The 23,520-nt window shown below is 67.0% G+C and carries 19 protein-coding genes; 10 read left to right on the top strand and 9 right to left on the bottom strand.

Translation table 11 applies throughout. The features are described from left to right. Positions 1 to 343: 343 nt before the first annotated feature. The 5 genes from Q9K23_RS13885 to Q9K23_RS13865 are packed head-to-tail and all read left to right on the top strand — an operon-like array spanning position 344 to position 8,102. The gene (locus tag Q9K23_RS13885) at positions 344 to 1,786 is read left to right on the top strand and encodes a DUF3375 domain-containing protein (protein WP_053776580.1); all 1,443 of its coding nucleotides are present in this window, start codon (positions 344 to 346) and stop codon (positions 1,784 to 1,786) included. Further along, positions 1,783 to 2,361, top strand: coding sequence for a DUF4194 domain-containing protein (locus Q9K23_RS13880; RefSeq protein WP_020792490.1), 579 nt, complete (start codon positions 1,783 to 1,785; stop codon positions 2,359 to 2,361). The genes Q9K23_RS13885 and Q9K23_RS13880 overlap by 4 nt, the downstream gene beginning before the upstream one ends. After that, positions 2,354 to 5,755 carry an ATP-binding protein gene (locus Q9K23_RS13875; RefSeq protein WP_053776581.1) on the top strand — a complete coding sequence of 1,134 codons (3,402 nt, stop codon included), beginning with the start codon at positions 2,354 to 2,356 and terminating at the stop codon, positions 5,753 to 5,755. Before Q9K23_RS13880 ends, Q9K23_RS13875 begins: the two co-directional genes overlap by 8 nt. Next, positions 5,752 to 6,900 carry a DUF3322 and DUF2220 domain-containing protein gene (locus tag Q9K23_RS13870; RefSeq protein ID WP_053776582.1) on the top strand — a complete coding sequence of 383 codons (1,149 nt, stop codon included), beginning with the start codon at positions 5,752 to 5,754 and terminating at the stop codon, positions 6,898 to 6,900. Before Q9K23_RS13875 ends, Q9K23_RS13870 begins: the two co-directional genes overlap by 4 nt. Continuing rightward, the gene (locus Q9K23_RS13865) at positions 6,897 to 8,102 is read left to right on the top strand and encodes a multidrug ABC transporter permease (RefSeq protein ID WP_305950160.1); all 1,206 of its coding nucleotides are present in this window, start codon (positions 6,897 to 6,899) and stop codon (positions 8,100 to 8,102) included. The genes Q9K23_RS13870 and Q9K23_RS13865 overlap by 4 nt, the downstream gene beginning before the upstream one ends. Before the next feature lie 483 nt (positions 8,103 to 8,585). On the opposite strand, the gene Q9K23_RS13860 is transcribed toward Q9K23_RS13865, so the two are convergent. Together Q9K23_RS13860 and Q9K23_RS13855 are read right to left on the bottom strand one after the other, a co-directional pair. Beyond that, positions 8,586 to 8,795 carry a hypothetical protein gene (locus Q9K23_RS13860; RefSeq protein ID WP_053776583.1) on the bottom strand — a complete coding sequence of 70 codons (210 nt, stop codon included), beginning with the start codon at positions 8,793 to 8,795 and terminating at the stop codon, positions 8,586 to 8,588. Beyond that, positions 8,792 to 9,103 (bottom strand): hypothetical protein, encoded by a 312-nt coding sequence (locus Q9K23_RS13855; RefSeq protein ID WP_053776609.1) that lies wholly within the window; start codon positions 9,101 to 9,103, stop codon positions 8,792 to 8,794. Before Q9K23_RS13855 ends, Q9K23_RS13860 begins: the two co-directional genes overlap by 4 nt. 339 nt (positions 9,104 to 9,442) lie before the next feature. Between Q9K23_RS13855 and Q9K23_RS13850 the strand changes: the two genes are divergently transcribed. Continuing rightward, positions 9,443 to 9,895, top strand: a complete 453-nt coding sequence (locus Q9K23_RS13850) for a MarR family transcriptional regulator (RefSeq protein WP_020790806.1) — start codon at positions 9,443 to 9,445, stop codon at positions 9,893 to 9,895. After that, positions 9,892 to 11,334: an MFS transporter gene (locus Q9K23_RS13845; protein ID WP_053776584.1), complete on the top strand. Its 1,443-nt coding sequence runs from the start codon at positions 9,892 to 9,894 to the stop codon at positions 11,332 to 11,334. The genes Q9K23_RS13850 and Q9K23_RS13845 overlap by 4 nt, the downstream gene beginning before the upstream one ends. Before the next feature lie 507 nt (positions 11,335 to 11,841). On the opposite strand, the gene Q9K23_RS13840 is transcribed toward Q9K23_RS13845, so the two are convergent. Further along, on the bottom strand, positions 11,842 to 13,956 hold the full coding sequence (locus Q9K23_RS13840) for a LuxR C-terminal-related transcriptional regulator (protein WP_020790807.1): 2,115 nt from the start codon (positions 13,954 to 13,956) through the stop codon (positions 11,842 to 11,844). Between the two features lie 482 nt (positions 13,957 to 14,438). Between Q9K23_RS13840 and Q9K23_RS13835 the strand changes: the two genes are divergently transcribed. Continuing rightward, positions 14,439 to 14,978 (top strand): MarR family transcriptional regulator, encoded by a 540-nt coding sequence (locus tag Q9K23_RS13835; protein ID WP_053776585.1) that lies wholly within the window; start codon positions 14,439 to 14,441, stop codon positions 14,976 to 14,978. A gap of 14 nt (positions 14,979 to 14,992) precedes the next feature. On the opposite strand, the gene Q9K23_RS13830 is transcribed toward Q9K23_RS13835, so the two are convergent. From Q9K23_RS13830 to Q9K23_RS13805, 6 genes are all read right to left on the bottom strand, one after another. Beyond that, positions 14,993 to 15,751, bottom strand: coding sequence for a hypothetical protein (locus tag Q9K23_RS13830; RefSeq protein WP_020790803.1), 759 nt, complete (start codon positions 15,749 to 15,751; stop codon positions 14,993 to 14,995). Next, on the bottom strand, positions 15,748 to 17,421 hold the full coding sequence (locus tag Q9K23_RS13825) for an asparagine synthase C-terminal domain-containing protein (protein WP_020790799.1): 1,674 nt from the start codon (positions 17,419 to 17,421) through the stop codon (positions 15,748 to 15,750). The genes Q9K23_RS13830 and Q9K23_RS13825 overlap by 4 nt, the downstream gene beginning before the upstream one ends. A 62-nt stretch (positions 17,422 to 17,483) precedes the next feature. Beyond that, positions 17,484 to 17,972 carry a hypothetical protein gene (locus Q9K23_RS13820; RefSeq protein WP_053776586.1) on the bottom strand — a complete coding sequence of 163 codons (489 nt, stop codon included), beginning with the start codon at positions 17,970 to 17,972 and terminating at the stop codon, positions 17,484 to 17,486. A 27-nt stretch (positions 17,973 to 17,999) separates the two neighbouring features. Next, positions 18,000 to 18,809, bottom strand: coding sequence for a hypothetical protein (locus Q9K23_RS13815; RefSeq protein WP_053776587.1), 810 nt, complete (start codon positions 18,807 to 18,809; stop codon positions 18,000 to 18,002). 135 nt (positions 18,810 to 18,944) lie between these two features. After that, positions 18,945 to 19,877 carry a hypothetical protein gene (locus Q9K23_RS13810; RefSeq protein WP_305950159.1) on the bottom strand — a complete coding sequence of 311 codons (933 nt, stop codon included), beginning with the start codon at positions 19,875 to 19,877 and terminating at the stop codon, positions 18,945 to 18,947. A 233-nt stretch (positions 19,878 to 20,110) separates the two neighbouring features. Then, positions 20,111 to 20,755, bottom strand: coding sequence for a TetR/AcrR family transcriptional regulator (locus Q9K23_RS13805; RefSeq protein WP_020790885.1), 645 nt, complete (start codon positions 20,753 to 20,755; stop codon positions 20,111 to 20,113). Between the two features lie 120 nt (positions 20,756 to 20,875). On the opposite strand from Q9K23_RS13805, the gene Q9K23_RS13800 reads away from it, so the two are divergent. Then, positions 20,876 to 21,967: a hypothetical protein gene (locus Q9K23_RS13800; RefSeq protein ID WP_020790890.1), complete on the top strand. Its 1,092-nt coding sequence runs from the start codon at positions 20,876 to 20,878 to the stop codon at positions 21,965 to 21,967. 2 nt (positions 21,968 to 21,969) lie between these two features. Continuing rightward, complete coding sequence (locus tag Q9K23_RS13795) at positions 21,970 to 23,502, top strand: aldehyde dehydrogenase family protein (RefSeq protein WP_053776590.1); 1,533 nt, start codon at positions 21,970 to 21,972, stop codon at positions 23,500 to 23,502. Positions 23,503 to 23,520 lie beyond the last annotated feature (18 nt).

Here is a 23,520-nt window from a genome sequence, read left to right as displayed (position 1 = left end):
GTGTCTGCGGTACCGACGTGGCAGATCGCGATCGAGACCGGACTGGGTCTTGTCGATGGTGGCTGCCCGCTGGTGGGGCGTGGGGAGAGACCCCCGGGGGCGATGACGGGGTCTCTCTCGCGATCGATCGACCGACCGACGCAGCGACCTCAGACCAACCGATCGGGGACCATCTCGACCCGTTCGACAGCATGATCATCGCCATGATCATCGCCCACGCCCCCACGAGGGTTGACCATCGCGACGAGCGATCCGGTCATCCGAGCCGGAACCCTGACCCCGGTCGTCGACACACGTCGGTGACCGCCGCGGCGATGTCGGTCACCTTGTCTACCCTTGGCCCATGGACTTCCACGCATTCACCGCACTGTGGGACCGGCATCCCGCGTGGCGGCTGCTGCGTGCGCACCACTCGCCCCTCATCCTGGCCTTCCTGGGAACCTACTTCGTCGAGGACAATCGAGGCGCGAGTCCTGCCGGCGAGCTGGCCGCGGCGTTGGACGACCTGCTCTACGAGCTCAACGCGGTGCTGCCCACCGACGACGACCACGTTCGGTTCCCGAAGGAACCACGCGCATACCTCGAGGACTGGGCGGCCACCGAGGCAGGTTTTCTCCGCCGCTTCTACCCCACCGGCGACGACGAGGTCCACTACGAGGTCACCCCGGCCTTCGAGAAGGCCTACGCCTGGATCATCTCCCTGCAGGGCAGGGCGTTCGTCGGGACGGAATCGCGGTTGCACACCGTCGTCGAACTGCTTCGTCAGATCGTGCACGGAACGGAAGTCGATCCCGAGATCCGGCTGACCGAGCTCCGACGCCGTCGCGCCGAGATCGATGCCGAGATCGCCGCGGTCGAGGCCGGCGACATCACCATGCTCGACCGAGCCGGGATTCGTGACCGCTACCAGCAGCTGTCGTCGACCGCCCGCGACCTGCTCGCCGACTTCCGGGAGGTCGAGGACAACTTCCGGCTCCTCGACCGCGCCGCCCGCGAGAAGATCGCCGCCTGGGACGGCCCGAAGGGTGAGCTGCTCGCCGAACTGGTGGACGACCGCTCGGAGATCGCTTCCTCCGACCAGGGTCGCAGCTTCGGGTCGTTCTACGAGTTCCTGCTGTCGGACTCCCGCCAGTCCGAGCTCGCCGACCTACTCGCCAAGGTGTCGTCGCTCGGCATCGTCGACGCCGACCCACGCATCCGCGGTATCCACCACGACTGGTCGGAGGCTGCCGACCGAACCCAGCGCACCGTACGTCAGATCTCCGAGCAACTACGCCGGTTCCTCGACGACCAGGTCTGGCTGGAGAACCGACGCGTCCTCGACCTGGTCCGTTCGGTCGAGAGCAGTGCCCTCGAATTGCGTGGAAACACACCCGATTTCGGGCTCGAGGTGGATCAGCCCGGGATCGACATCACACTGCCATTCGAACGACCGCTCTATCAGAAGGCCGCCACGGTGACCGTCGAGAGCCGCATCGACGATGCGACCGAGGATCTCGATGCCGAGCTGCTGTTCGCCCAGACCCACATCGACCAGGTCCGCCTGGCCGCCAACATCCGGAGCGTTCTGCCGAAGAGATCATCGGCATTGCTGTCCGACGTGGTGGACATGTACCCGATCGAGCAGGGGGCAGCCGAGATCGTCGGCTATCTCGCCCTTACCGACGATGATCTCAGCGTCGACATCGACGCGACCGACGAGACGCTGCTGGAGTATCCCGATCCCGACGACCCGACCACGACGAAGCGCGCCCGCCTCCCGAAGGTCACGGTGAGACGACGATGACCGACGAACGCGCGGTGGCGAGCGCGATCATCCGGATGATGCAGGGGGTGACCTATCGCGAGTCCGACGAGGACACCTGGGCCACCCTCGAGCGGTCCGGCGCCGGGGTCCGCGACCACTTCGCCACCATCGGCGTCGAAGTGGTCGTCGACGACTCCGAAGGATATGCCTATCTGCGCTCACGCCCCGAAGAAGAGGGCGAGGAACCGCTTCCACGGCTGGTCCGCCGACGCGCGCTGACCTACCACGTGAGCCTGCTGCTCGTACTGCTGCGTAAACGGTTGCTGGAGTTCGAGATCAGCGGAGGCGATGGACGACTGGTGCTGTCCACCGATCAGATCGTGGAGATGCTGCGGTTGTTCCAGACCGAGTCGACCAACGAGGCCCGGCTGGTCGACCAGGCCGAGTCCACCATCAAGAAGACCGTCGAGCTGGGCTTCCTGCGCCAGCTGCGTGGGCAGACCGACCAGTGGGAGGTGCGGCGGATCATCAAGGCCTACGTGGACGCACAGACGCTGTCGGATTTCGCGGGAAAGCTGCGCGAGTACGCGGGACGGAAGGACTGCGATGACTGACGGCCTGTTTTCGACGGTCGAACTGACGGCGCCGGCCGGTGGCGCAGGATTCCGGCTACAGCACGTCGAGGTGTTGAACTGGGGTACCTTCGACCGGCAGGTGTGGCGACTGACCCCGAACACCGAGACCGCGCTGCTCACCGGGGACATCGGATCAGGCAAGTCGACGCTGGTGGACGCGGTGACCACACTGCTGATGCCCGCCCACAAGATCGCCTACAACAAGGCTGCCGGCGCCGAGGCCAAGGAGCGCACGCTCCGCTCCTACGTCGAGGGCCACTACAAGTCCGAGCGGCAGGAGTCGACCGGGCGCTCACGCGCCAAGGGTCTACGGCAGGAACGCAACACGTACTCGGTCATCCTCGGCGTGTTCACCAACCCCGGCTACGACGAGACCGTCACCCTTGCCCAGGTCTTCCAGCAACGCGACACCGCCGGACAGCCCTACCGGTTCTATGTGACCGCGACCAAGCAGCTGACCATTGCCGCCGACTTCGCCGACTTCGGTTCCCAGCTCGGTGATCTGCGGAAGCGGCTGCGGTCCGGTGGTGCGGACGTCCACGACGATTTCCCCAAGTACTCCACGTCGCTGCGGCGGCTCCTCGGCATCCGGTCCGAGCAGGCATTGGAACTGCTGCATCAGACGGTGTCGATGAAGTCCGTCGGCAATCTCAACGACTTCGTGCGCGACCACATGCTCGAACCCAGTGACGCCAGTGGCCGGGTACGCGACATCATCTCCCACTTCGACGATCTCACCAAGGCCCACGACGCGGTCAAACGCGCCCGCGAACAGCTCGAGGCCCTCGACCCCATCATCTCGACGACCCGTAGATACGACGCCGCACTGGCCGAACGGGACACCCTGGACCGACACCGTGCGGCGGTGCGTCTGTTCATCGCAGAGCATCATTCGGCGCTGCTCGCCGACGAGATCGCCGACCACACCGTCCAGGGCGAGCGGCTGCTGCGCGAACAGGACGAGGCCCGCGCCCGTCAACGCGATCTGTCCCGCGAGCGTGAGTCGCTCATCGAAGAGCGGGCGCGCGCCGGCGGCGATCGGGTCGGCGAGCTCGAACGCCTCGCTGCCGCCGCTCGTGACGACGTGGCAAAACGTCGTCACGGTCGGGAACTGTTCGATGCCACCGTCGCCGATGCGGCTTTCGATCCGGTCGGTACCGCAGAGCAGTTCGCTGCGCTCCGTGGCCTCATCGACGACGAACGCACGCGGCTGGCCGAGACCAAACGTGCGCTGGATACCGCGATCGCCGACGCCATCGGGCGCGAGAAGGATGCAGCCAGACGCGGCGACGCCATCCGCGCCGAACTCGACGACCTGCGCAACCGCACCAGCAACCTGCCGCCCGACCAGGTGCAGATCCGGGATCAGCTGACCACCGACCTCGGTCTCACCCACGACGACCTGCCCTATGCGGGTGAGCTTCTCGATGTCGATGAGGAACACGGTGAGTGGCGTGGCGCGGCCGAACGGGTGCTGCGCGGATTCGCGTTGTCATTGCTGGTGCCGCAACAGCACTATGAGGCGGTGACCGAGTGGGTCAACAACCGCAGGCTCACCTTCCACGCCTCCGGCGGGCGCTCCGTGGGTGCCCGGCTGGTCTACGAGCGGGTGCCGGCACGGCGGATTCGGCTGCAACGTCCGGACTTCGGAGTACCCGTACTCGCGGACTGCCTCGAGGTCAGGGACGGCCCCTTCGAAGGCTATCTGCGCGACGAACTGTTCAAGCGCGCCGACCATCAGCGAACGACGACAATCGCAGAGTTCCGCGCGACGAAGCGGGCGGTCACCCGTGAGGGTCAGGTGCGTTCCGGCGGGCGCCACGAGAAGGACGACCGACACCGTGTGGACGACCCCCGCCGTTGGGTGCTCGGGTGGGCCAACGAACGCAAGATCGCCGCACTGGTCGATGATCTCGCCGATCTCGACCGTCAACGCACGGCCGCCGTGGGCGAGGTGACGATGCTGTCGGGGCAACGTGATGCGGTGCAGCGCCGCGGCGAGGCCCTCGCACGGCTGGAGGGTTTCCATTCCTGGGCCGAGCTCGACGTCGACGAGGCCCGGCACCGTGCCGATGCACACGAAGCCGAGCGGGCTCGCCTGCAATCGGGTTCCTCACGCCTGCAGGAGATCACGGCGGCGTTGGATCGCAATGCCGAACTCGCCACCGCCACGACGGCGACGATCGAAGGGCTGACCGGCAGGCTGGCGACCTCGGCCGCCGCGATGAACCGGGCCGAACAGGACAAGCGGACCGACGACGAGTTCATCGCAGCACACACCGACACCGAACTCGACTCCGCACGTGCCTCATACGACGCCCTGACCCAACGCCTCGACGGCACCCGGCCGCTCCGGGCCGACGACTGCGCGGCGGCCGAGTCGGTGTTGTCGTCGGCACTCCACCAACGGATCGAGCGACTCACCCGCGAGCTCGGCGGCTACGGGCAGAGCCTGGCGCAGTACATGGCCGACGTGCTCCGACGATGGCCCGACCTGCGCGCGGACATGGACGCCGACGTCGATGCCCGCGCCGATTTCGTCGCGTTCCGAGACCGGGTCGCCACCGACGACCTCCCGCGTTTCGAATACGAGTTCAAAGAGCAGTTGAACAAGAACGCCATCCAAGAGCTCGCCGGGTTCAACAACTGGCTCAATCGGCAGGCCGCGTCGATCGACGAGCGCATCGCGCGTATCAACGAGGCACTCGGGGCGGTGCCCTACAACCCGGGCCGATTCATCCGGCTGGAACGCGAGTCCACCACGAATCAGGATGTGGCCCAGTTCCGTGTCGACCTGCGGAGCCTGACCGACGACAGTCTCGCCGTCGACGGCGATCAGTACTCCGAACAACGCTTCCTCGATGTCAAGCGGATCATCGAACGATTCCGCGGTCGCGACGGCCACGCCGACTCCGACAAGAACTGGACTCGCCGCGTCACAGATGTCCGTAACTGGTTCGTCTTCTCCGCATCCGAGCGGGATGTGGAGACCGATGTCGAATGGGAGCACTACAGCGACTCCGACGGTAAGTCCGGCGGCCAGAAGGAGAAACTCGCCTACACGATCCTCGCGGCATCCCTTGCGTACCAGTTCGGATTGGAGTGGGGTGTGGAGAAGTCCCGCGACTTCCGGTTCGCGGTGATCGACGAGGCCTTCGGACGGGGGTCGGATGTGTCGACCCGTTACGCATTGGATCTGTTCGCCAAGCTCGGACTGCAGCTGCTGATCGTCACGCCCCTGCAGAAGGTGCACGTGATCGAACCGTACGTGAAGGCCATCGGATTCGTCGACAACCCCACGGGCACTTTCTCACGGCTGCAGACGATGACGATCGAGGAGTATCGCAGCCGCCGCGACGGGCAGCTGCGGTGAGCCGACGGTGGACCTCACCCGACGACATCGCCACCAGGGTCCGCCGCCGTTGGGACGATGGAAGCCTGTTGCGTGCGTATGCGAACGGAGATTCGTTCGAGCGCATCGAGATCCCGCTGCACGGCCCCACCGTGTCGCAGATCGGTGACGACCTCGACGCCGCCCGCACCTGGGTGACAGCCCTCGACAGGGGACGTCGTGACGACCGGTGTTACACCCTGGTCTGGCAGTCGGTCGGTGGCCGGCGCATCGGTCGCAACACCCTTCCCGCCCGTGCTGTGGTGTCGTCCTTCGACCAGGCCTGGGCGCTGCTGGGCATGGCGGCCTCCGTCCGGGAATTCGACACGGTGGCACACCTCGCGGCCGGCCACCCGCCCGTGTACGCATGGGTGCTCCGGTATCCCCTGCGTGCGATCGACCTGCTCCCCGAGTTCTCTCGGCTGATCGCCGCCCACACATGGCTTGACACACACCGGGATTCACAACACCACCTGCGGGAGATCACCGCACCCGGGGTCGACACCAAGTTCGCCGAGCGCCATCGTGTGGTGCTGGCGGCGATGCTCGGGGTTCCGTCGACGGCAGCCGGATTCTTGTCCGGCCTCGGCCTGCGGTCCAAGCCCGACTTCATCCGGTTCCGGCCGTCGCCGTCGTTGGGGCTTCCGCCTCAACTCACCGAGATGAGTGTCCGGGCAGACGAACTCGCACAGCTGACGCTGCAGCCCCACGACGTCCTCGTGGTCGAGAACGAGATCACCTACCTGAGTGTCGAGGTACCCGACCACGGTCTCGTGCTGTGGGGCAAGGGGTTCGAGGTCGATCGGATCGGACGGCTGACCTGGCTGGCCGATGTGCAGGTTCGCTACTGGGGCGACCTCGACACCCACGGCTTCGCGATCCTCGACCGATTGCGTGCCTGGCTGCCGCACACCGAGTCGGTCCTGATGGATCGAGAAACCCTGCTCGCGCACCGTGATCGATGGGTCGGCGAGGATCGGCCGGCGACCTCGACGCTGACCCGGCTCTCCCCAGCCGAGCACGATCTCTACGCCGACCTCGTCGACGATTCACTCGGCGAGAAGGTCCGCCTCGAACAGGAACGGGTCGACTGGGCCTGGGCCCGCCGGCGCCTCACCGGGTCGTGACCGAGCCCGGGGTCGCACACCGTCGCCCGTCGCGACCGCATTGCCCCGTCACGGTGTTCACCGGGTTGTGCGGCGGCGGCTGGGCGGCGTCGCTGCTGCTGAGCGCCGGATTCACCGTCACCGGCTGGATATTCGCGGCCGTGGCCGCGGTGACCGCCCAGATCGGTTCCGATGCGCGGACCGCCACCTCGATCGCGGTGACAGTACTCGGCGTCCTGTTCGTGCTCCGCGGGTTCCTCTACTCGATCAGCGCACCCGCATGGACGACGTGGATCAACCCGCTCGGCTGGATCGAGGAGACCCGTCCGGCGACCGGAGATCACTGGTGGCCCTTGCTGCTCGGCGTCGCATTCACCCTCGTCGTCGCCGGTATCGGTGTCGCCCTTCAGATCTCGCGGGACTTCGGCCAGGGGCTGATCGCCGGGCAACCGGGACCCCCACGGGGCCGGGCGGGTACACCGCTGACCCTGTCCATCCACCTCAACCGCGCGGCGGTGATCTCGTGGTCGATCGGGTTCATCGGGCTCGGTGTGGTGTTCGGCTACTTCACCCGGTCGGTCGACGACCTCTTCGCGTCCAATCCCACCATGGCCCACGTGTTCGCCTCGGGTGCGGCCTCGCCTGCCGATCTGGTTGCGGCATTCCTCACCACCATCCTCTCGCTGGTCGGCATCATCGCCGCGATCGCCGGTGTCCAGATCGTCGTCCGCATCCGCGCCGAGGAACTCGCCGATCGCGCCGAGCCGGTACTCGCCACCGCGGTCAGCCGGCAGAACTATCTTGCGGGCACCGTTCTCGTCGCCTTTGCCGCCCCGGTGCTCTTCCTGCTCCTGGCCGGTGTGGTCGTGGGGATCTTCGCCTCCACAGCCGGCATCGGGATCACCTTCGGCGACGCCGTCCTGCAGGCGATCGTCACCATCCCGGCGGTCTGGACGGTGATCGCGATAGCGGTGACGGTGGTCGGGGCACGGCCACAGGTCATGCTCGCCGCATGGATCGGGGTCCTCGCCTCGTTCGTGCTCACCCTGTTCGGACCGAGTTTCAAACTCCCCGACTGGGCACTGGCCATCAGTCCCTACTATCACGTGCCCGATGTGTCTGCCGGAGAACAGAACTGGTGGGGGCTGCTGTGGATCAGCTTGTTCACCATCGGATTCCTGATCATCGGCTTCGCCGGGTTCCGTCGCCGCGACACGCCATGATCGCGCGCCGTCCAAGCGTCAGGCTCACAAAACGTGGACCCAGCCCGCGTCCGGGATGGTGGTTCCACGAGTCGACGAGCTGTCCCGGCTTCTCGACCACCGACTTCCGACGGCAGCACGTCGCCCCTTCCAGTTCGGTCCCACCTCAATCAACCACTGGCCGTCGGTGGTTGCGTTGAACGAGCAAGGAGCTTCCTCTCTCCGAGCGGGGCCTACGCAGGTCGAGTCGACGAAGCGACCTTCTTCTCTGTTCCTGCAACGATTGTGTCGGCCACAAACCGCGCCTGCCGCACTGTCTTCGACAGAGGATCCGTCCGGGACAGACGGGTCGCGAGGGGTCGCGCCACGAACGGCGCGGTACCGCCACACGCGGTCAGAAAATGAATTGAGCGGAGATCGTCGCGGGTGAGAACACCGCGGTCGACAATCCTTCAGCGGCTCGGCCGGCCGGAACAAAAGTGGCTCGATGTGCTTCTCATAGAGTCAATCCAGCCGCGGACCTTCGATCGCGGACTCCATCTTGATCAGGCGCGGAACATCGGGAACCCTTGCCTGGAACTCCAGACGGCGGACCGCTCCGTCGCGAAACTTCTCCAGTGGCGGCACCACGGCACCCTGCTCAGACAGGACTCGGCAGATCGACTCGACCGCAACACCTTTGGCACGCATCTCATCAATGAAACCGACGATCATCGATTGCGGGGGTCGGGCTCCCCCACGAAGAAAGACGTTGCCGCCTTCAACACCTCGATGTCCTCACGTAACCGCTTGTTCTCGGCCTTCACACGCTTCAGCTCGGCGAGCTCGGCACTACTGGCCCCGGGCCGTCGACCCGCATCGACCTCGGCCTGCACCGCCCACCGGCGCACCGTCTCTCTACCCACTCCGAGTTTCTTCGCGATCGCTGCAGCTGCTGCCGTCGTCGACGAGTGCTCCCCGCCATGCTCAGCCAACATCCGTAACGCACGAGCCTTGACCTCGGGATCAGTATTCTTCGGCATGTGCTTCATCCTTCCTGACCCAAAAGGAAGCGGCACGAAACCCCAGGGGGATTCATCGGGTCCGATCGCTGCGGTTACGACACCACACAGAAGATCGGGCACCGACACGACGTCCGCGCCATGCCCACCGGGTCCGCCCTGCCCGAGAGAGATCCTCGCCCACCAGAGACTCTCGCCACGCGGAGCTCACATCCGACCTGTATGGACTCCACACATCCGCCAAATAGAACGCAATGCGTGCCATATTGTAGTGCCTGCCGCCAGCCAGCTTGGAATATTCGACACAACTAGACAGCTATGCTGTGTATCAAGTTGCCGCCAAGTATCGAGGAGGACCGGATGGACGAGAGGGTCGACCAGCTCCGGGACGACATCGTCCGATTCAACCGACGTATCCGCACCAAGAACGCCGGACGCCATCTGCTCACCCCGACGCAGGTACAGGCCCTGGCGCATGTGGATCGGCTCGGCCCGATGAGCGCACGCGCACTGGCCGACGCCGAGATGGTCGCCCCCCAGACGGTGGCGCGGACGGTCGCCTATCTCGAACAACAGGGCCTGGTCACCCGTCACCCCGATCCTGATGACGCACGCGCCGCCCTGATCTCGATCACCGATGTCGGCCACCAGACCCTCGAGGCCGACCGCAGCACCCGTAACGAATGGCTGGCCGAGGCGATCAGCACGCACTGCACTCCCGTCGAACGTGACCTGCTGTTCCTGGCGGGCAGCCTCCTGCGCAGGATCGCCGAGGACACCCCCGCCGACGACGTCACCGGCGCCGCTCGATGACCCTCACCCAGAACCAGCCCACCACCGAGGACAAACGTCCGGTCCCCTTCGATGTCAGCGGCGCCGCCGCATCCGGAACCGTCCTCCAACCCCTCAACTCCTCGATGATCGCCGTGGCGATCGTCGGGATCGCCGCCCAGTTCGGCGCCTCGGCGAGCGTCTCCTGGGTGATCTCCGCGATGTACATCACCACCGCCGTCTGCGCCCCGATGGCCGGACGCCTCGGCGCCATGTTCGGCGCCCGCCGGGTCTTCATCGCCGGCCTGGTCCTGGTGTGCGCCGGATCGCTCGTGGGTACCTTCGCCCCGGGGATCGGATGGCTCATCGCCGCCTACGTGCTGCTCGGCATCGGGATCTCGGTGCACATGCCCAACGCGATGACGATGGTCCGCAGCTATGCCGAGAAGTACCGGCGCCAATCCCGAACGGCCATCACCACACTCGTCGTGTGCGGGCAGTCGGTGGCCGCCCTGGGCCCCACCCTCGGCGGACTGCTCGTCGGCACGTTCGGATGGCAGTCCATCCTCTGGGTCAACATCCCGGTCGCCGCGCTGAGCGGTATCTTCATCCTCCGCGCCGACGTCGGATTCGCCGGCGACCGGCCCCCGTCGGTGCGTGCGGCCCTACATGCCATCGACATGACCGGCATCGCCCTGTTCGTCCCCGCCCTCACCATCCTGATGGTGTTCCTGGTGTCCCTGCGCGCATCGATCGCCTGGTGGGCACTCCCGGTCTCCGTGGTCACCGCCGTCGCCTTCGTCCTGTGGGAACGGCACACCCCCGAACCGTTCCTCGATGTCCGCGCACTGTTCGGCAACCGGGCACTGAGCGCCACCCTCGGCCGCACCCTGCTCACCTACACCTGCTTCTACTGCGTGTTCTTCGGAATCCCGCAGTGGCTGCAGTACGTCCGCGAGATGACCCCCATCGAGGCCGGACTCACCATGCTGCCGGTCGCCGGGGTGAGCGTGATCGCGACGATGATCGGCTCGCGCACCTACCGCCGCTACGGCGCCCGCACCACGCTGCTCATCGGAACCGCGGCACTGCTCGTCGGCGGCATCCTGATCGCCTCGGTCGAGAAGTCCACCGCCCCGATCCTCGTCCTCCTGCTCGTGGCAGCAGTCCTTGGAATACCCAACGGCTTCAACAACATCGGCAACCAGAACCTGATCAACGCGGTCACCTCGGTCGACGACGTGGGCACCGCCATCGGCATGTACCGCACCATGGCGTTCATCGGCGCCAACCTCGCCGTCGTCGTCATGCAGCTGACCGCCGGGGCCACCATCACCGACCACGGACTCCACACCACCGGCTGGTTCATCGTCGTCGTGGCCGCCGTGCTGCTCGTCGGCATCGTGGCATCGAAGAACATGGGTCCGCGACCGGGGACGGCGATCCGAGGTGGGCGCAGCAGCGTCGGCCACGAGGCCTGACCCGACAGCGTCGATCACACCTCCGGGCGGTCGGCACGTCTTCCGGCCGCCCCTCCCACCCCGTGCATGGCCCACGACACAGACAAACCGCGTAGTTATGCAGATCATAGGTAGTCACCTAGGTAGTTCGACGAATGGTTTCGGCCGAGCCCCTGGTCCAGGCTGGTTCCAGGGGAACCGGGGGGTCTTCGACTAGGAGGTATCACCATGAAGGCTACGGACATGAGTGTGCTCACACAGGTTGCGGTGACAACGCTGGCGGTCCATTCCCATCGGATCAGATCACCGACACCGGCGACACCGCCCGAACCATCCGCCACACCGACGGCCTCCGCCTCGATTGCCCCGAGCTGGGCCGACTCGAACAACTCGGGCTCGTCTCGTTCCCGACGTCGGCGCGCAGGGTGGGAGATGTCCGCCTCACCTCGGCCGGCGTCGAGATGCTGTCGTACCTGGCCTCCACCGAGTAGCGGCGACGCCACCATCGGCCCGCGGGCTACGACGCCATCAGCCAGCGCGCGATCGCGTCCGGGAGCGGAATCCCAGTTTGGTGAAGATGTGTTCGACGTGCGGGTCGACGGTGCGAGGGGAGATCACGAGTTTGGTGGCGATCTGCTTGTTGGTGAGCCCGTCGGCCACCAGCGCGGCGACCTCGCCCTCACGCTGGGTCAGGTCGGCATCCTTGGCGCGGTTGCGGGGCCGGGCATCGGTGTTGCTCTCCAGCGAGAGCGCGACCACGTCTTGGTACGACAGCTCTCGTCCGAGCGCAGTCCGCTGTTCGAACTCCTTGTCGCCGAGGCTTTTCCGGAGATCCGCTTCCACCTTGGCGGTGATGCGGTGCACAGCCTCCTGAGCGAACGGCATCTGACGGTACTGCCACAGTGCTCCCGCGGCCCCCAGGAGCGTCGCCGCCCGTTCGGGATCGCTGTCGGCCGTCACCCACGCAAGACCTTCGATACCCACGGCGACCGGTCCCGGATTGTCGAGTTCGTCGGAGAGGCTGATCGCGTCGCGCATGAGCGAGATGGCCGAGTCGAGATCACCCTTGCGCCACCTGACCGCGCCGAGCGGGAACATCGCGACCACTTTGAGCAGTTGGGAGTCATGCTGTTCGGTGAACTCCAGGAAGTGCTCGGCCAGCCGCTCGGCCTTCTCGTTCTCGAAGACGATCGCATAGAGCACCGCCAGCGCCATCACCTCCGACACCCGGCCCGGGTTCTCGCCGGCGATCCCTCGTTCCACCGCCCGTTCGGCGAAGGCGAGCGAGCGGTCGATGTCGCCGTCGATGAACGTCTCGAGTGCCAGGGCCTGCAGGGTCACCATGGAGTCGTCGGGCAACCCCAGCTGCGCCAGGAGTTCGCGGTGTTCGCGCAGCAGTGCCCGGGCGTCGTCGACCTCGAGCAGGAGGAAACCGAAGATGCTCGCCGCGACCAGACCGGCGGCACGTTCCCGGCACGGTGAGGTGACCTTGCCGAGCGCCGTGCAGATCCATTCGTATCCCTCGCGGATGGAGCTGGACTGCTGCCAGAACGGCGCCAGCACCGTCGCCATCTCCAGCGCGTATCGCGCGTCGTCGGCATCCTTGAGCGAGTAGGCGAGGGCTTCGCGGAGGTTGGCGTGTTCGGCCCGGGTGGCGACATACCAGTCGATGTCGCGATCGCTTCCGTGCTCGGTGGCGACCCGCTGCGCGAACCGGAAGTAGTAGTCCCGATGACGCTGGTGCACCATCCGCGCATCCGGCGACTCGGCCAGCCGGTCGGCACCGTACTGGCGTACCGGCTCGAGGACGCGATACCGGCGACGCTGCCCCGCCGTCCCGCTGCGGGAGATGACCGACTTGTCGACCAGCCCGATGAGGGCCTGCAGGACGGCGTCCCGGTGGGCGGCGGTGTCGGCGGTGTCGGCGACGGCCACGGTGGCGTCGTCACCCGGGTCGGGGAGACAGATGGCGACGGCGGCGTCGACGGTGAACCCGCACGCGAAGACCGACAACTGTTCCCACAGGCGCCGCTCGTCGGGGGTACACAGCTGATAGCTCCAGTCGGTGGCGGCGGCGAGCGTCCGGTGCCGATCGACCCGGGTGCGGTCGGTGGCCTGCAGCACGGTGGTGCTCCGGAGATGCCCGGCGGTGACGTCGTAGGTGAGCGGGGGTACGGGAAAGGCCTGTTCGCCGTCGATACCGAGGACCTGTCTGCTCGTGGCGATGATCTTGACGGTGGCGCATGCGTGCAGAATCCGGCTGGCCAGGTCGATGCAGTCGTCGATGAGGTGTTCGCAGTTGTCGAGGATCAGCAACAGGCGGCGATCGCGCAGGTAGGTGATCAGGTTGTCCGTCGCGTCAGCCATCTCGCTCCGGACGCCGAGGGCGGCCCCGACCGTCTGTGCCAGCAGAGTCCCCTCACCGAGATCGGCGAGTTCGACGAGCCACGCGCCGTCCGGGAAGTCTCGGCGGAGATCGCGCGCCATCCTGAGTGCGAAGCGGGATTTGCCGACCCCGCCGGTGCCGACCAACGTGAGCAGACGGCCCCCGGCGAAGAGGTTCTTGGCCTGGGTGATGCTCTCCCGCCGACCGACGAAGGTCGTCAGTTCGACAGGCAGGTTGCCGTCACGCGGTGCGCTCATGTGTCGAAAATCTCACTTTGTATCCGGATTCCGCGAGGGGCGGTCGATCCTCGCCAGAGGGCCACCGATCCCGGTCGAGAACAGTTGTGCATCGTTCGACCGGTCCGGCCCACCGCCGCGACGGCGCGGCCGAATTGGTCGCGGAATTGATAGTCGCATACCTGAACATCGTCGGTGGGGCGCTTTGCCGCAGAACGTGCCCGGTGCCGACGCCCACGCACAGACTCTCCCTCACCGGCTGCCGTCGCCTCGCATGATCGCGCCGATACCGCCTGCCTCCGTGGCCGATCGGCCGAGCCGGGCGAGGGAATCGGCCCACCCCGACCGGCCGGCGGATTCGGTCGGCGCCGCCCGCCGACACCGGATCGCAGACGGCGCCGACACGGCCGATCCAGACATATGCATTCGAGCGCTAGACTGTATCGTCGCTGGACGAAGGGCTGCCGATCGCGGATATGCCCGGTGATCGGCGAGGAGTTTCGATGGCGGCCAAGAAGAAGGCCGAGGGGCAGCTGCCCGACATCACCGACCCCGTCGAATGGGCCGCCCACTATTGGGAGCAGCAGGACCTCGTCGGAGATCCCCGACGATTCCAGGCGATGACCTCACTGCTGCGTTTCGAGCGCATCGTGGCCGACCGGGTCGAGGTGGAACTCAAGCAGCACGGGCTGAACCTGACCGACTACCTGATGCTGATGACGCTGATGCTGTCGGAATCGGGTACCCGCCTCATCTCCAGCCTGGCGCGCAATCTGCTCGTGCACGCCACCACCGCGACACTGGCCACCGATCGGCTCGAAGACCGCGGCTTGCTCTACCGCAGCCCGCACCCGACCGACCGTCGCGCCACCTGCGTGACGATCACCGATGAGGGCCGCACACTCGCCACCACCGCCACCGAGGCGCTCAGCGAGAAGGGTTTCGGAATGGAGAGCAGTACTCCGCAGATGGTGGAGATCCTGCTCGCCTCCCTCACCGCCATGCGCGACACGGTCGGCGACACGCAGACCAAGTCCAGCTGAGCGCGGCCCCCGGCTCAGCTGCCGGGCTCGGCGTCGGCGTCCCCGAGGTCGGTGCACCCGTCCGCGGCGTGGAGTTCGTCGGCGAGGAACACCGTCTGGGCCATCATCCGGTAGCCCGACATCTGTTCGCGGAACACCTCCACCGATTCCTCCGGATGCACCGAGTCGATCACCGCGTGCGGGCCGATCGCATTGAACTGGTGGCTCACCCCGCGGGGAACCTGCATGTCGACGAACGAACACGGCGGTACGACGAGGTTGTAGCGGGTCCGCACGACGCCGTCGGGGGTGTCGGGGAGCTCGTCGGTGAAGGCGCGCAACGTGAACGGGGTGACACCGGGAACATCGGTGACCGCGAACGGAGAGAGACTGCCGACCCGGATCCTGGTGTCCGGGCCGGTCATCATGCGGACGAAACGCAGCCCGGTGTGCAGGTGCATCCGCGAACACAGGTCGCGCTGGGTGACGTCGTAGAAGTCCATCAGATAGCGGTCGGCGAAGAACCCGTCGAAGGGTTTCTCGATCATGTAGACGTCGCCCTCTTCGAAGACCTGCGAGCGCGTGATGCCGTCGGCGTCGGGAGTCGTTGCCGCCGTGCTCGTCTTGGCCCGGGTGACGATGGTCGCCAGCGTCGAGACCACCGCCAATGCCACCTCGGGGGCGAACTGCGCAACCGGTGTCACGACGTTGTGTCCGGGATCGGCGAAGGTCGCGACGTCGTGCACCTCGTTGACATCGTCTGCCTGCGCTTTGATCGGTGACGTACCTGTCACTGTCCCACCTCGAATGATTGCAACCAGAGTTCCAGAGTCAGTACCAGCCAGAGCTTTCCGCCGTGACGCGGAAGCAAGGAGCCGTCCTTGCGCAGCCATGCCCGGATGGTGTCGCGGCGGAACAGTCCGCGGTCCGCGTCGGCGCTGAGCAGCACGTCGTGGGTGAGATCGCGGAGCGGGCCGTCGAGCCACTGCTGCACCGGGACCCGCATACCGCTCTTGGGCCGGTCGACGATGGTCGACGGCAACAGGTCACGCACCGCCTGCTTGAGAATCCACTTCTCCGTGGTGCCAAGCAGTTTCAGCTCCGGCGGGATGGCGAAGGCGTGGTCGATGACCGCGGGGTCGAACAGCGGGGCACGTCCCTCCACACCACTGGCCGCGGTCAGCCGTTCCACCTTCGTCAGGATATGGTGCGCACCTTTGGTTCTCAGATTGGTGTGCAGCAATTTGTTGAGCAGACTGCGCATCTGGCCAGGACCCAGGTACGGGAGCAGGACCTCGGTGGACGGTGCGGTGGTGGCGAGCTCGTCCAGGACGTCACCGGTGAGCAGGGTCGGCAGATCGTCGAGACATTTCCGGTAACTCGACAGGTAGGCGGCGGCCCGGGCCTGCACCGACGGGTCGTCGCGGGTGAGCTCGAAGATGAGCATCGGCAGGTTCTTGGGACCCCCGAAGACCGGGTCGCCGCCCTCCCCGTTCAGGATCACCGCGTGACCGTCGCGGGCCGCCTCTTGTGCGAGAAGACGATTGGGGACGGTGAGCGGATCACCGACCGGGCAGTCGAGCAGGGCGACGGTCTCGGCCATCCTGTCGGCGATCGCGGTCCCGGACACGGTGAGCACTCGGCGTTCCACGTTGCAGTGCGCCGCCACGAGCCCGGAGTAGGCGAGTTCGTCGGGGGTGCCGGAGTCGAATCCGATGGAGTAGGCGGTGACCGGCCCGTCGTGGAACCCGGCGGCCAATGCGGTCACCAGGCTGCTGTCCACCCCACCCGACAGCAGGACCCCGACCGGCCCGGATTCCGGGAGACGACGGATAGTCGCCTCCTCCAACAGCTTCCGCAGCCGTGTACCGTGGGGATCGGTTCCCAGCGGATCGTCGGCCTCGGCGGGTTCCCAGAGCACGCTCTCGTCGATGCCGCCGCCGGAACGCAGGCGGACACATCGCCCCGGTCCGATCTCGCGGATGCCGCGGAAGAAGGTCTCGGCTCCGGGCAGGTAGGCGAAGGTGAGGAACGACCGCACCGCCCGCACGTCGAGCCCGGTGTCGAGCGCAGGCCAGGATGCCAAGGCCCGCAACGAGCTCGCCGCCGCCCACGCCCCGCCCGCACATGCGAAGAACAGGGTGCGCGCACCGACGTGATCTCGCAGCAAGACGAGATCCGCACCGTCGCCGATGATCATCGCGAACATGCCGTCGGCCTCGGCCACACCGGGCAGTCCGAGTTGGGCATAGACATGGACCAACAACTCCATGTCCGTGCAGGATTCGGGAACCGGGGCCGTCAACCGGCGCCGCAGTACCGCACCGTTGAAGACCGTGGCCTCCCCGATCGCGGTGAACCCACCGACGGTCAGCGGCCCGGTGGCGACACCCGGCTCGTCGACGAGCACCCAGTCGTGGCCGGTCCGATCGGCGGTGGCGGGGCGGACGATGAATCGCGACACCTACCACCCCACCGGACCGGGGGACCAACCACGACCGTCGTGGCGACGAAAGATCCACGGGATCAACCGAAATCACCGCCGCTGTCGTCACCGGCATCATCCCAGGACGAATAGGAATCGCCCCCGCCGTCGCTGCTCCCCGGGTCGTCCTGCTCGGACTGGAGTTGCGCCTCCTGCTCCGGGGTCAGGAACTCCGGCGGATAGACGAGGCCGGCCACCACCGCACCGCCGGCCGCGGCGGCGAGGACACCGCCGAGACGCCCGCCGAAGCGCGAGCGGTTGAGGGTCAGGGTGCCGTCACTCCACAGGGTGCGCCCGAATCCGTTCTCGCGCCCGTAGATCACCGAACCGTCGTGGTAGGTGCGTTTGACGATCCGGGGACCGAGGGGTTCGTCGACACCGCTGCTCCCCCGATCGTCGCGCCACCACACCCGACCCTGTTCGTCGCGGCGGCGCCATTCCTGGTGGCCGTCGGCATACCGGCGATACACGCTCTGGTCGGCGAGGAGCTCGTCGGTGTAGGTGAGCTGTCGGGGGGATGGTCGGGTCATCGTCGCGCCTGGCTCATCGTGTCGTCCTCACCGCTGCGGCCATGTCAGGAATCCCGTCGCACGCGCACCGCGGACGTCGACGAGGGGTTCGTGGTGCCGGTGCACCTCGCGGACCAACCGGTGAACGCTCCGGAGCAGCATCGCCGGGGCGACGGCGGCCACCTCGACGTCGGAGCCCATTCCGAATCCGGTGCGGGTCAGGTGCAGTGGGGCGCTCTGGCCACGGCGCAGGCCGATCGGGACCACCTGTACCGAATTCGGCACCGATGCGAGTTCGCGAATCCGCCCGGGCAGCTCCGCGCCGATCGGCGAGTCGTCGTGGAGGACGTAGACACGGGCCGGACCGTCGTCGACGTTGCCGAGCATCCGGATGATCCCGTCGGACAACGGCAATTCGTCGACGCCGACCACCAGACAGGCCGACTCCATGGGTAACCCGTTGGCGCGCAGCATCTGTGCGATGTCCTGATCCTGACAGCACAGCACGCGCGGGAGTCCATAGGCGTACAGGTCGGGTTCGGGTGTGTGAGAACCGGTGCCGCCGGTCCGCGCCGGCCGGGGAGGCAGTAGACCGGGCACGTCGTCGGATCGCCGCAGCCAGGTGCAGAACCGGCGGTAGGACACGGGCGCGGGGACGGTGAAGGCAGGCGTGCGCGGCAACCGATGCACGGGCAGGAGTGTGCGACAGACCTCGTAGTACAGCTGACGCTGCGTGAACCGCAGATCGGTGGGTGCGCCGACACGCCGCACCGCGCGTGCCAGAACGGCGTCGACGAAGCGATCCGGCAGTTCCCGGAGATGGACACGCCGAGACCGGAGGGGTGTCCTCGTGGTCATCTGACGGGTCCTCCTCGGCCGGTCTCCGGGCAGATCATGATCGCTCTGCGGTCCGTACGTGGTGGGTCCACATCTATCACACCGCGGTCGAGGCGGCGGCCGCCGTTTCTGCCATCCGCAGTCTGAGCTGCAGGTTCACGCGTTCGGCCAGGTGAGGAAGCCGATGTCGTGTCCGGCCTGCGGTTCGCCGCGGTGGGACGGGAGGGCACGTTCCACCGCGAACAGGAGTCTGCGCGGGGGGACGGCCGCGATCGGCGACCACCATCCGTACGCCAGCCACTCCCGTTCCCGCTCGGACAGCCCCGGGGGCAGTGCGGCCGCCTCCGCCGCAGACAACGCCGGCTCGTGCAGGATCAGTGCCTTCGGCGAGTCCATCACCATCCGCGGAGCGAGCCCGACGTCACGGGCGCGCGGTCCGAGCCGGGCGCGGGCGTACGCCATCAGGGCCACCCCCGCGGGACTCGCGTCATGCAGTACCAGCACCGGTACGCCCGGCGGTGCGTCGTCGGGATGGTGGACCAGCGCCACGGCATACCGGTCGGCGAATCCGTTGGCGGCCAGGCAGACCAGCACACTCCGGCTCGGGCAGACCACCGCGACCCGCGGGTGGTCTGTGTACGGAAGCGGCGCGACGTCGTCGTTGACCGCGCCGGGTATCGGCTCGCCGTACACACTGCGCCAGCGGGTCTCCACCCCCTCGGCGAGGTCGGCCGGTGCGACGTCGAGCGAGATCCGGATCTTCTGGAGCATGACCGGTTTGCGCACCAGATGAGCGATCACGGATACGACGATCAGCGCCACACCACAGCCGATCAGCGCGAGGATCGTCCACAGCGTGCTCAGCGAGCCGAGCATCGTGATCGGAAGCGACACGAGAACCAGGAAGTAGCAGAACACGACGATCCCCGCCGCCCATCCGACCACCGAGCTCGTCCACTCCCCGTTCAGCGACGACAATCGATTGCGGGCCGTCGCGTAGATGAACTGGGTGTAGGTGAAGGCCAGGTCGTCGGCGGTGCGGAGCTTCGCCGAGAGCTTGCGGACCCGCACGTCGTGGAGGCCGTGCATGGTCTCCTTGGGTTCCAGCGCGAACGGGCGACCGCACTTCTCGCACACCCGATCCGTGCGCTCGCGTCGACGGACCTCCTGCGAACAGCGCGGACAGATCACGGGCCACCCTCCCGGCGATGCGACAGAACACTCGGACCAGACCGGTCTATCACGAAGGGCGACGACGGCTCGGGTGGCGAACACCGTCGCCCATCGCCGGCCCCCGCCCGGCGATGGGCAATAACCCGAGGTCAGCGCTTGTCGGCGCCGAGATCAGCGGGATCGGACAGGACCGCCTGCGTGGTGGTGGTCCAGATATGGGTGAGTTGCTGCACGAACTGGTCCCGGGTCAGCTCCAGGCGGCCGTCGAGCCAGTCGAGCATCGTGCGGATACTGCCGTTGACCAGCACGGATGCAGTGACCTCGACAATCGGGTCGGTGGTCTGGTGAACGGTCCGGCCGTCGAGGACGAGGACGTCGATGATCCGGCGCACCGCCTCCGTCCGCCGTTGCGCCGCCGCCGGGTTGGTGCCGAGGTCGTCGAAGAGCACCTGTACACGGGCGGGAGACGCCGCCGCATGATCCACCAGGGTCGCGACCATGACCTCGATCAGGTCGGAGGTCGGCCCCGACAGATCCTCGACCACCACCAGTTCGAGGATCTCGTCGGTCAGCCGATCCACCATCGCAACCGACAGCGCGTCCAGGCTCCCGAAACTCTCGTAGTAGTAGCGATTGTTCAAACCCGCCGCGGCACAGACCTTCTCCACCCGGAGAGCGGCCCAGCCCTGCTCGCCGACGAGGGCGATCGCCGCATCGACCAGGGCATCACGACGCCGCACGGTCCGCTCCGCGGCGGTCTCGCCGGCGTAGGTCCGTCGCGGGGTATCAGCCACCGCAATCTCCTGTCATCGGGGTCTTGACGCGACCCTACCAGTCTGGCAAGGTCCCCTACCAGAATTGTTCTGGCAAGGATCTCTACCAGATGGGTCCGTGAATCCCGGGAGGTGGCCCGAGTGGCCTCTGCACGCACGCTGACAGCGAACGAGGTCGGGGAGGCAGCCGACGGCCGGGCACATCCGGTCGAGTGGTGGTACGCCAATCTCCTCATCGACGCACCGGGAACCCCGGTCGACGGCATGGCGCTGGTCACGATCTTCTCCAAGTTCACGAATGTGATCGAGGAGGTCCGCCGGCTGCTGATCTCCCCCGACGCCGGACTGATCGCCGACTTCGGCTCGGGCCCGTTGCCGAGCGGATCGATCCGGGCGAGCGCATCGTCGATGGACGTGAGCGGGGGTTCGTCCCGACTCTGCGGTGCCTACCCGAACTATCACCTGCACAGCGAAGGCGAATCGGCCAGTGGCGCACACATCGTCGCCGACATCACCTACACCGCCGAGGTGGAGGCCGAGCGTGAGGGCTACATCGACGACCAGTTCAAGCACTGGGTCGTCTACCGGCTCAACGGCTCCGGCACGATCACCTTCGGTGACGTCGAGTACCAGGTCGGTGGCCTGGGCTACGTCGAGCACCTGTTCGGCACGCTCGGCTGGTTCGAGCCGTACCTCGGCGAGGTCAGCCCGCCGACCTTCGTCAACGGATGGAACTGGTACTGGACGCCGAGCGCGGGACCCGACGGTGTCGTCGTGCAGGCCGGCGGCTTCGTCACCGAGGGTGATCCGGTTCCGTTCGCGTCGGTCTCGGTGGACGGTTCGAACCATCACCACTTCATCACCGGCCGCTTCGACGTCCTCGAACGCCGACGCTACGAGGGCGTCGAATACGTCCACAAGTTCCGGCTCACCGACCAGAACGACTCGGGCAGTATCGATCTGACCTTCACCCGGCGTGATGCCTCGAGCCGGGCGATCAAGGCGGCCCCCGGCAGCAACAAGGTGGCCTTCGTCAGCGGCTTCGCCACCCTCGAAGGTCACGCCGTGATCGACGGCACCACCCACACGGTGTCCGGCCGCGCATTCGGCAGCATCTTCACCGTCTCGCTGAGCGGTCCCGTGGTGGCGATCCGCTCCCTTCCCGACGCCGTCCGGGTTCCGTTCGGCCGACTCCTCCGCGCCCTCTCCGGCATCCTCGCAAAGGTTCGATAAGCATGGCCGCAACGCACGTCACAGACCCGGAAATCCCCGCCGGTGCCGACACCATCTCGGTGCGGCGCCCCAGCGACGGAAGCATTCTCGGGGAGATCCCCCTGCACGACGCCGACCAGGTCGGCGCGATGGCCGAGCGCCTCCGCACGGCCCAGACCCAATGGGAGGCGATCGGGGTCAAGCAACGCACGCACTGGATTCGGAAGTTCCGCCAGTGGCTGCTCGACAACGCCGACGAGTTGATCCGGATCGGCCAGGACGAAGGCGGGCGGCCGGCAAACGAACCGCTCCTCGAACTCACCCTGATGGTCGAGGTGATCGACCACTACACGCGGGTCGCACCGAAGCTGATGGCCACCACCACGACTCGCGGTTCGTCACTGCTCGTCCTGGGAAAGAAGTACACGGTCCATCGGACCGCCAGGCCCCTCGTCGGCGTGATCGGCGCCTGGAACTACCCGCTGCTGTTGACCTTCGGCGATGCCCTGCCGGCGTTGTTCGCCGGTTCCGCGGTGATCCTGAAGCCCTCCGAGGTGACACCGCTGGGCGTGAAGGCCCTGGTGCGCGGCTGGCGGGAGATCGGGGCGCCCGCGGTGGTGGACGTCGCCTTCGGCGGTGGCGAGACCGGCCAGGCGCTCGTCGACGTGGTCGACTTCGTCCAGTTCACCGGTTCGGTCGCCACCGGGAAACGCGTGGCCGCCCGTGCCGCCGAGACCGTCACCCCGGTGAGTCTGGAACTGGGCGGCAAGGATCCGCTCCTCGTGCTCGACGGTGCCAACGTTCCCCGCGCGGTCAACTGCGCCCTGTACGGCGGCTACACCAACAACGGTCAGGTGTGTATGGGCATCGAGCGGGTGTATGTGGCCGCGGGGGTCTACGACGCCTTCGTCGACCAGCTCACCGAGAAGGTGCGCTCGCTGAGGTCGGGGGTCGGGGACAACAGCGACGTCGGCGCACTGACCCATCCGCCCCAGATCGACGTCGTCGACCGGCAGGTCACCGACGCCGTCGAGAAGGGCGCCAGGGTGCTCACCGGTGGTCACAAGGTCGACGGACCCGGGACCTGGTTCGAACCGACCGTGCTCGTCGACGTCGACCATTCCATGCTGATCATGCAGGAGGAGACCTTCGGGCCGGTCCTGCCGATCGTCAAGGTCGCCGACACCGAGGAGGCCATCGCACTGGCCAACGACTCCGACTTCGGTCTCAGTGCAACGGTTTTCGCCCGCAGCACCCAGGAGGGCGAGCGGGTCGCGGCTCGTCTGGACGCGGGTGCGGTCAACATCGACCAGTTCCTGGCCAACATGATGTGCGCCGAGGTCCCCCAGAGCGGCTGGAAGACCTCGGGGATCGGCGGACGTGCCGCCGAGCAGGGTCTGCTCAAGTACACGCGCACGAAGGTGGTGGCGACCAGCTGGATTCCCGTCCCCGTCAACGATCTCAACTGGTTCCCCTACACCCCCAGGCGACGTGCCCTGTTCCGGGCCGCCACGCGCTTCGCACACCGCCGTGGCCTCGCCCGGTTCGGACTCTGAGCACCCGAACGACCCTCT

It is taken from the genome of Gordonia sp. NB41Y, from assembly GCF_030718915.1.
Classification (GTDB): Bacteria; Actinomycetota; Actinomycetes; order Mycobacteriales; family Mycobacteriaceae; genus Gordonia; species Gordonia desulfuricans.
Note: the sequence above shows the minus strand (reverse complement) of the source record. Positions and strands in the feature narration are given on the sequence as shown.